The 4224-nt window shown below is 71.3% G+C and carries 6 protein-coding genes; 5 read left to right on the top strand and 1 reads right to left on the bottom strand.

The window, feature by feature from the left end:
- The first annotated feature begins 28 nt into the window (after positions 1-28).
- Genes ACWXWW_RS17740 through ACWXWW_RS17725 form a run of 4 tightly spaced genes read left to right on the top strand, consistent with a single transcriptional unit; the run spans position 29 to position 1524 of the window.
- Complete coding sequence (locus ACWXWW_RS17740; RefSeq protein ID WP_455971304.1) at positions 29-595, top strand: aquaporin; 567 nt, start codon at positions 29-31, stop codon at positions 593-595.
- 50 nt (positions 596-645) lie between these two features.
- The gene (locus ACWXWW_RS17735; protein WP_271174419.1) at positions 646-939 is read left to right on the top strand and encodes a rhodanese-like domain-containing protein; all 294 of its coding nucleotides are present in this window, start codon (positions 646-648) and stop codon (positions 937-939) included.
- A gap of 5 nt (positions 940-944) precedes the next feature.
- Positions 945-1205: a glutaredoxin family protein gene (locus ACWXWW_RS17730; RefSeq protein ID WP_282980178.1), complete on the top strand. Its 261-nt coding sequence runs from the start codon at positions 945-947 to the stop codon at positions 1203-1205.
- Between the two features lie 16 nt (positions 1206-1221).
- A complete protein-coding gene (locus tag ACWXWW_RS17725; protein ID WP_455971303.1) occupies positions 1222-1524 on the top strand; it encodes a Dabb family protein in 303 nt (100 codons plus the stop codon).
- A gap of 67 nt (positions 1525-1591) precedes the next feature.
- Here ACWXWW_RS17725 and aspS read toward each other — a convergent pair whose 3' ends face one another.
- Positions 1592-3367, bottom strand: coding sequence for an aspartate--tRNA ligase (aspS, locus tag ACWXWW_RS17720; RefSeq protein ID WP_271174422.1), 1776 nt, complete (start codon positions 3365-3367; stop codon positions 1592-1594).
- A 342-nt stretch (positions 3368-3709) separates the two neighbouring features.
- Here aspS and ACWXWW_RS17715 point away from each other — a divergent pair, with 342 nt between their 5' ends.
- On the top strand, positions 3710-4171 hold the full coding sequence (locus ACWXWW_RS17715; RefSeq protein WP_455971301.1) for a hypothetical protein: 462 nt from the start codon (positions 3710-3712) through the stop codon (positions 4169-4171).
- Positions 4172-4224 lie beyond the last annotated feature (53 nt).

Below are 4224 nucleotides of genomic sequence, written 5' to 3'. Positions count from 1 at the left end.
ACCATAGCGATCCCCGTTCTACCGCGAGATTCCGCGGCTAGATCGAGAACCCATCCACTCCTTTTGGCCTATAACCCCGGTCGTCACCCTCGGCCTGGCCGCCGCCGGCCGGTTCCCGTGGGGCGGCGTCGCCGGCTACGTCGTCGCGCAGGTCATCGGCGGCGTCGCGGCGACGAGCGTCATCGCGCTCATCGGCTCGTCCGGCGACGGATGGCTCGCCGCGGCCCAGGAGGGCGGGTTCGCGAGCAACGGGTTCGGCGAGCTCTCGCCGGGCGGCTTCGGCATCCTCGGCGCGATCGTCGTCGAGGTGCTGTTCACGGCGCTCTTCGTGCTCGTCATCCTCGGCGTCACGCACCCCACGCGCGGCAACCCCGCGCTCGCGGGTCTCGCGATCGGCCTCACCCTGACGCTCATCCACCTCGTCACGATCCCCGTCGACAACACGTCGGTGAACCCCGCGCGATCGATCGCGTCGGCGATCTTCGGGGGAGGCGACGCGCTCGCGCAGCTCTGGGTCTTCCTCGTGTTCCCTCTCGTCGGCGGACTCATCGCGGGCTTCGCCTACAAGCCGCTGCTCGACACGGCGCGCCGCTGAGCCGCAGCGCGAGCGGAGCGACGGCCCGTGATCCACGGGATACTGGAGGGATGAACGAGATCACGGTCCAGGAGCTCCGCTCGCGCGAGGGCGTTCCGCTCATCGACGTCCGCGAGACGCACGAGTTCGCGGCAGGACGTGTGCCGGGCGCCGTCAACCTGCCGATGTCCGAGCTCGGGATGCGGCTCGACGAGCTGCCCGCAGAGCCGTTCGACGTCATCTGCGAGGTCGGCGGACGCTCCGCCCGGGTCGTCGAGGCGCTCACGGCCCGGGGCTACGAGGCGACGAACGTCGCGGGCGGCACGAGCGCGTGGCGCGCGGCTGGCTACGACATCGAGGCCTGAGCCGGATGACGCAGCTGACGCTCATCGGCAAGCCCGACTGCCATCTCTGCGACGTCGCGCGCGAGGTCGTCGACCAGGTCCTCGCCGAGCTCCCGGATGAGACGGCCGACCGCATCGAGGTCGTCGAGCGGTCGATCGCCGACGACGAGGAGCTTCACGCACAGTGGTGGGAGAAGATCCCCGTCGTCCTCATCGACGGACGCCTGCACGGCCACTGGCGCGTGTCCCCCGACCGCCTGCGCGACGCCCTCGTCGCCGCATCCTGAACCGAGAGGCTCTGCCATGGCCATCCGCCACATCGTCCTGTTCCAGCTCGCCGCGTCCGACCCCGAGACCCGCGCGGCGCACGCCGCCGAGGCGAAGGAGCGCCTCGAGGCGCTCGTCGGCGTCGTCCCGGGTCTGCTCGAGCTGACGGTCTCGCGCAACGCCGCCTACGACGGCGAGAACCACGACATCGTGCTCGACGCGCTCTTCCCCGACCTCGCCGCGCTCGAGGCGTACCAGGTGCACCCCGCCCACGTCGAGGCGGCGCGCTTCGTCGGCTCTGTCCGCAGCGGGCGCGCGGCGATCGACCTCGAGGTCTGAGACCCGTCCCTCACGCACGACGCCCCCGCCGGATGGCGGGGGCGTCGTGCGTGAGGGCGGGAGAGGCTCAGGCCTCGTCGTCCTCCTCGGGCTCGTAGTCGACGCCGGCCTCGGCGCGCTGCTCGGGCGTGATCGGGGCCGGAGCGGCCGTGAGCGGGTCGAAGCCGCTGCCGATCTTCGGGAACGCGATGACCTCGCGGATCGACGGGGCGCCCGCGAGCAGCGACACGACGCGGTCCCACCCGAACGCGATGCCGCCGTGCGGCGGGGCGCCGAACTGGAACGCGTCGAGCAGGAAGCCGAACTTCTCCTGCGCCTCCTCGGGGCCGATCCCCATGACATCGAAGACGCGCTCCTGCACGTCGCGGCGGTGGATGCGGATCGAGCCGCCGCCGATCTCGTTGCCGTTGCACACGATGTCGTACGCGTACGCGAGCGCCTCGCCCGGGGCCTCCTCGAAGCGGTCGATCCACTCGGGCTTGGGCGACGTGAACGCGTGGTGCACGGCGGTCCAGGCGGAGTGGCCGAGGTCGACGTCGTCGTCCTCGCCGGTCGGCTTGAAGAGGGGCGCGTCGACGACCCACACGAACGACCATGCGCTCTCGTCGATCTGGCCCGTGCGCTTGGCGATCTCGACGCGCGCGGCGCCGAGCAGGGCGCGCGCCTCGCTCGTCCTGCCCGCCGCGAAGAACACGGCGTCGCCGGGCTGCGCGCCCGTCGCCGCGGCGAGCCCCTCGCGCTCGGCGTCGGAGAGGTTCTTGGCGACCGGGCCGCCGAGCGTCCCGTCCTCGCCGAACGTGACGTAGGCGAGGCCCTTCGCGCCGCGCGACTTGGCCCAGTCCTGCCACGCGTCGAACTGACGACGGGGGAGCGAGGCTCCGCCGGGGTGCACGACCGAGCCGACGTACTCCTGCTGGAAGACGCGGAAGGTCGTGTCGGCGAAGTAGTCGGCGAGCTCGACGATCGCGTTGCCGAAGCGCAGGTCCGGCTTGTCCGAGCCGTACAGGCGCATCGCGTCGGCGAAGGTGATGCGCTCGATCGGCGTCGGGATCTCGACGTCGATGAGGCGCCACAGCGCCTGCACGATCTCCTCGCCGAGGGCGATCACGTCCTCCTGGTCGACGAAGCTCGCCTCGATGTCGAGCTGCGTGAACTCGGGCTGGCGGTCGGCGCGGAAGTCCTCGTCGCGGTAGCAGCGTGCGATCTGGTAGTAGCGCTCGATCCCGCCGACCTGCAGCAGCTGCTTGAAGAGCTGCGGCGACTGGGGGAGCGCGTACCAGCTGCCCGGGCTGAGGCGCGCGGGCACGAGGAAGTCGCGCGCGCCCTCGGGCGTCGAGCGGGTGAGCGTGGGGGTCTCGACCTCGACGAAGTCGTGCTCCTCGAGCACACGGCGCGCGGCCGCCGATGCCTTCGAGCGCAGGCGGATGGCCGCGGCGGGTGCGGGGCGGCGGAGGTCGAGGTAGCGGTACTTGAAGCGCGCGTCCTCGCCGACGGTCTCGGTGCCGTCGAGCGCGGTCGAGACCTGGAAGGGGAGCGCGGCCGACTCGTTGAGCACCTCGACCTCGGACGCGATGATCTCGATCTCGCCGGTCGCGAGGTTCGGGTTCGCGTTGCCCTCGGGACGGCGCGACACCTCGCCCGTGACCTTCAGGACGAACTCGCTGCGCAGCGGGTGCGCGATCTCCTCGTCGCGGATGACGACCTGTGCGATGCCCGATGCATCGCGCAGATCGATGAAGGCGACGCCTCCGTGATCGCGGCGGCGATCGACCCACCCGGTGAGGGTGACGGTCTGACCGATGAGCGAGGCGTCGAGCGAGCCTGCCTTGTGGGTGCGCAGCACGGAGAATCCTCCTGGTAGGAAAGGGAACCGCACCATTCTACGGACCGCGCGCGTCCTGGCCATCCGCTCGCGGGAGCGGGTAGCCAGGGCTCGCAGGGCGCGGGGCGGCTGGCGGAGGCGCGCGGAACAGCGAACGCTGGCTAGTGCGCGGGGCGGTCTCGCTCGCTCGCGACAGATGTATGTAAGCGTTTGGCTTACACGTCCCGGAGGATGTCGGTGGTCGGGACTAGGATGGGTCCCTTCTCTTGTGGCTCTGGGCGCGCGAGATTGCGGGCAACGGATCTTCGAAGAATCTTCGAGAAATGTCTTGTGCTTGGTCGTAGTTGTGTTCTATCATGGGGTATGGCCTTCCCGTGGGCGCCCGATGAGGGGCAGGATGATCCGGCCGGCGCGGTGTGCGCCGCGGTCGGGTTGCTGGGCGGGCTGTTCACGCGGGTGGGGGAGGTGGCGTCGGGCGATCTCGCAGGGCTCACCGCGCAGGTGGAGCAGCTGGGGCGGGTCGTGGACGCGCTGCGGGTGCGGGCGGCGGGGGAGGTCGCGTGGCGGTCCCGGCGGGGCCTGGAGCGGCCCCTCGCGGGAGAGCTGGGCTGTCGGGACGGGCGGGAGCTGCTCGAGCGGCTCACCGGGATCCCCGGGCCGGCGGTGTCCGCGCGGGTGCGGCTGGATGAGGCCACCCGCGACCGGGAGAGCCCGACCGGGCTCCCCCTGCCGCCGGCGCACCCGGCGGTGGCCGCGGCGGTGGAAGCGGGCCTGCTCGGGGTCGAGCCGGCGGCGCTGATCGAGCGTGTCAAATGGTGTGTGTAAGGGGTGCTGGTTCTCCTTACGAAAGGAAGCACGCACTTGGCGATCGACAAGGT

It is taken from the genome of Microbacterium sp. KNMS (assembly GCF_053851835.1).
This window is presented reverse-complemented; position numbering and strand designations above follow the sequence as displayed.